4 protein-coding genes and 1 pseudogene are annotated in these 4,313 nt (G+C 73.7%); 2 read left to right on the top strand and 3 right to left on the bottom strand.

The genetic code is table 11. The annotated features are described in order from the left end of the window. A partial coding sequence (locus PSH25_RS26000) for an ATP-binding protein (RefSeq protein ID WP_238661550.1) occupies positions 1-1,732 on the top strand: 1,732 nt, incomplete at its 5' end. 15 nt (positions 1,733-1,747) lie between these two features. Here the strand turns inward: PSH25_RS26000 and PSH25_RS25995 are convergent. Beyond that, positions 1,748-2,509, bottom strand: a complete 762-nt coding sequence (locus PSH25_RS25995) for a hypothetical protein (RefSeq protein ID WP_238661549.1) — start codon at positions 2,507-2,509, stop codon at positions 1,748-1,750. Further along, positions 2,506-3,003, bottom strand: coding sequence for a SigE family RNA polymerase sigma factor (locus PSH25_RS25990; RefSeq protein WP_238661548.1), 498 nt, complete (start codon positions 3,001-3,003; stop codon positions 2,506-2,508). Before PSH25_RS25990 ends, PSH25_RS25995 begins: the two co-directional genes overlap by 4 nt. Positions 3,004-3,140: 137 nt before the next feature. Between PSH25_RS25990 and PSH25_RS25985 the strand changes: the two genes are divergently transcribed. Next, complete coding sequence (locus PSH25_RS25985; protein WP_238661547.1) at positions 3,141-3,971, top strand: DUF3152 domain-containing protein; 831 nt, start codon at positions 3,141-3,143, stop codon at positions 3,969-3,971. A gap of 13 nt (positions 3,972-3,984) precedes the next feature. On the opposite strand, the pseudogene PSH25_RS25980 reads toward PSH25_RS25985, so the two are convergent. Further along, positions 3,985-4,313, bottom strand: a pseudogene (locus PSH25_RS25980) (hypothetical protein); the annotation flags it as partial.

The following is a 4,313-nucleotide window of genomic DNA, read 5'->3' as shown; positions in this document are numbered from 1 at the left end:
CTTCTTCGCCAACGTCAGCCACGAGTTCCGTACCCCGTTGACCCTCATCCTCGGCCCGCTGACCGACGCCCTCACCGACGCCACCGCGCCGCTGGCGGCGGTGCAGCGGGAGCGGGTGGAGACCGGCTGGCGTAACGCCACCCGACTGTTGACGCTTGTCAACAGCCTGCTCACCTTCTCCAGCCTGGAGGCCGGGCGAGCGCGCAGCGACGCCCGGGTGGTCGATCTGGCCGCGCTGACCGCCGAACTCGCCGGGGTGTTCCGGGCCGCCGTCGAGCGGGCCGGGCTGACTCTCGAGGTGAGCTGCCCACCACTGCCCCGGCCGGTCGCGGTCGACCCGGTCAACTGGGAACGCATCGTCACGAACCTGCTCTCCAACGCGCTGAAGTACACGTTCATAGGCCGCATCCGGGTCACCCTCGACGCCGACGACGAGGAGGTGCGCCTCACCGTCGCGGACACCGGCATCGGCATCGCGGAACGGGACCTGCCGAAACTCTTCGAACGCTTCCACCGGGTGCGCGGCGCCCGCTCGCGCAGTCACGAGGGCACCGGCATCGGCCTGGCCCTGGTGCACGAGTTGGCCCGGCTGGAGGGCGGCGACGTGCGAGTGACCAGCCAGGTGGGCGTCGGCAGCAGGTTCACCGTGACGCTGCCCTGGTCGGCGGCGTACCGCACCGCGGTCACCGGGCCGGCGGTGGACGTGCGGGGTGACGCGGCCCGCGCCGCCGTCGAGGAGGCGATGGGCTGGCTCACCGAACCGGGCGACGCGGTGACCGAGCCCGATCCGACGACCGGGCCGACCACTGACGAGCTGGCCGGTGCCCGGATCCTGCTCGCCGACGACAACGCCGACATGCGGGCGTACCTCACCCGGCTGCTCGTCGGGCAGGGCTGGCGGGTGCGGGCCGTCACCGACGGTCGGCAGGCCCTCGACGAGATCCAGCGCGACCTCCCGGACCTGGTCCTGACCGACGTGATGATGCCGGTGTTGGACGGCTTCGACCTGGTACGCCGACTGCGCGCGGACCCGGCGACCCGGGCGCTGCCGGTGCTGGTGCTCTCCGCCCGTGCCGGCGGGGAGGCAAGCGTGGAGGGCCTGAGCCTGGGCGCCGACGACTACCTGGTGAAACCGTTCGCCGCGGCCGAGTTGATCGCCCGGATCCGGGCCAGCATCCGCCGCGCCCGCGACCGTACCCCCGGTGCGGCCATCGGCGGCGACGCGGCGACGGTCGCTGCCCCGGCGCCGTCGGCGCGATCCGCCCCGGTCGGCCCCGTTCCGCCGGTCCCGGCGGTCGAACCCGTCCGCGACGCGTCCGTGGTCCTGGAGGCGCCGGCCGACCCGGACGGGATGGGCGACCTCCTGGACGTCGGGTGGACGTACCCGTCAGCACCCACCTCGGCCTCGGCGATGCGTCGGGACGTCCGGGGCGCGCTGGGCGAGCTGGACGTCGACCCGGACGTGTTGGAAGATCTCCTGCTGGCCGCCTCCGAGGCCATCAACAACGCCGTCGAGCACGCGCAGCGGCCCAGCCGTCCGGAGGTGCGGGTGCGGGTCCAGGTGGGTGGCGACCTGGTCCGGATCTCGGTGCGCGACTTCGGCACCTGGCGGGACCGCCGGCCGGCGATGGACCGGGGACGCGGCGCGCTGCTGATGAACGCCTACGGCGACGTGCGGCTGATTTCCACCGCCGAGGGGACGACGGTGACCATCGAGCGTCGACTGACCTGAGACGCCGGCAGCGCGTCAGAGTCGGCCGCCGCTGGCGTCGCGGGCGATGATGCCGTCCAGCCGCTCCCCCGGCGTGAGCTGCGCCGGGTCGAACCAGAAGATCGCCACCTGCTTGTCGACACTCCATCGCACCACTCGGGCATCGACCTGCCGACCGTCGACGGTGCCGATGATCCGCTTGGCGGGGCCGACGAAGTAGCCGAAGGTGGGCACCGGCGCGGCAGCTGAGCGCTCGTCGTAGCCGATCTGGTGGAACCCGGCGCGGCGGTCGCTGCCTTCGACGTCGTTGACCAGGATGTCCGTGCTCAACGACCCGTCCGAAGCCTGGCGACCTGCGGCCAGTCCGATGGACACCTTGGGTACGCCCGGCACGGACACCCGGACGAGGTAGTAGACCCGACGCTCGGCGCCGTGCCGCACCCCGCTGTCCACGATCTGGCCGAGGGGCTTCGGTGGCGGCTCGTCGCGGCCCACCGTCGGCGGTGGCGTGGAGGCCGGCGACTCCTCCGCCCACGGCGAGGCAGCCACCGACGGTGGAGCGACGGCGACCGGCGGTGGGTGCTCGGTCGGCGCCGGATCGCCCGGCCCGGACGCGCCGACCACCACCACGGCGACCACGGCGGCCAGGCCGGTCGCGAGCGTCGCCGCCCCGGCTCCGGCGACGCGCCGACGGGTACGCAGCCGGCGTCCCTCGCGCATCACGGTGTCCAGGTCGAGCACGGGGTCGGGGCGTTCGGTCGCCCGCATGGCGTGGCGGAGCCGTTCCAGCTCGCTCATCGGCGCGCCTCCTCATCGGCCGTTCGGGGCGCGCTGCGCAACTTCTCCAGCGCCCGGGAGCTGGTGCTCTTGACCGTGCCGACGGACACGGAGAGTTCCCGGGCCACCTGCGCCTCCGGCAGGTCGAAGTAGTAGCGCAGGACGACGATGGCGCGCTCCCGGGGGCTGAGCGCACCGAGGATGGTGATCAACCAGCGTCGGGTGGCCACGTCGTCGGCCACGTCACCTCGGCGTTGCTCCGGCACCTCGTCGGTCGGGTACTCCCGCATCGGCCGGCGCCACCCGTCGACCAGATGGTTGACCAGGGTGCGGCGGGCGTACCCGTAGGCGTCGTCGTCGTGGATCCGCGACCACGACGCGTAGGTGCGGACCAGGGCGGTCTGCGCGGCGTCCTCGGCCTGGTGGTGGTCGCCGGTCATCAGGAACGCGGCGTGCACCAGTCGCGCGGACGCCGCCCGCGCGAACTCGACGAAATCCGCGTCCCCCCGCGCCACCGCGAACCCTCCCCGTGCCACAGAGCTAGAGACGGGCGAGGCCGGCAAAAGGTTGAGCCTGGGTCACATCAACTTTTCGCCACGGTCACCCGTCTTCTCCTCCGCGCCGCCGCCGAGCGACGCGCGAGGGGAGAGACATGTCGACGAAGGTTACCCGCCGCTGGGGTTCCACCTCGATGGCGTCGCTGCTGGTGGTGGCCCTGCTCACCGGATGCGGCCTGCCCGCCGCCGGGCAGCCCGGCACCGACCCGGTCGCCGCCGGAGCGCTGCCCAGCCTGTCGACGACACCCACCGGTCGGCCGACCGGGACCACCGAGGTCCGGCCCGGTTCCGCGCCCGTCGTTCCGGTGAGCTACCCCGCCACCGGCGGAAACCGCTGGTCCGTGGCGCCGGGCGAGACCACGCCCGGACGCTCGACGACCGGCCGGTTGCTGCGCTACCGGGTCGTGGTGGAGCGCGACATCCGGGGCCTGCCGGCGGCGGACATCGCGACGGCGATCACCACCACGTTGAACGACCGGCGCGGGTGGACGGCGGGCGGGGCGTGGCGGCTGCGCCGGGTCGGTGCGGGCGAGCCGAGCGACTTCACCATCTACCTGGCGACCCCCGGCACCCGCGACACCCTCTGCCAGGACGTGCCGGACGCCTACACCTCGTGCCGCAACGGCGGCCGGGTGGTGCTCAACGTGGCGCGCTGGGTCAAGGGGGTGCCGGGTTACGGCACGAGCCTGGAGACCTACCGGCAGTACATGGTCAACCACGAAGTGGGGCACAAGCTCGGGTACGGCCACGAGCGGTGCCCCGGGCGGGGCCGGCCCGCGCCGGTGATGCAGCAGCAGACGCTGGGCCTGCACGGCTGCACCGCGAATGCCTGGCCGTACCCGAAGGGCAAGGACCGCTACAGCGGGCCGGTCGGGGCGTACGACGACGAGATCCCCCGGCGTGAGGGCGCCTACTCGGCGTCGTGAGGACGGCGTGCCCTCAGGTTCGTCGGCGGCGTTCCTGTTCGAGTCGCTCGTCCTGCCGGCCCATCTCGTAGATGGCGTTGAGGCTGGTCGGCAACCGGCTGACGTTGTCCGGCACCGGGCCGGTATCCGGTGCCGGGCCGACGTCCGGCACCGGGCCGGGGTCCGGTGCGGCGGCGGGAACCGGGGCCCGGCGGCGCAGGAGCAGCAGTGCCAGCACCGCGAGGACCGCCACGACCAGCAGGTACGACACGGGTGGCCAGGCACTCCGGGTGGGGTTGGCCAGCGCCGGGGCGGCGTTCGGCGTGGGGGTGTCGCCGTCGCGTCCGGGCACGGCGGCCTCGC

This window comes from Micromonospora foliorum (genome assembly GCF_022229015.1).
GTDB classification, from domain to species: Bacteria; Actinomycetota; Actinomycetes; order Mycobacteriales; family Micromonosporaceae; genus Micromonospora; species Micromonospora foliorum.
This window is presented reverse-complemented; position numbering and strand designations above follow the sequence as displayed.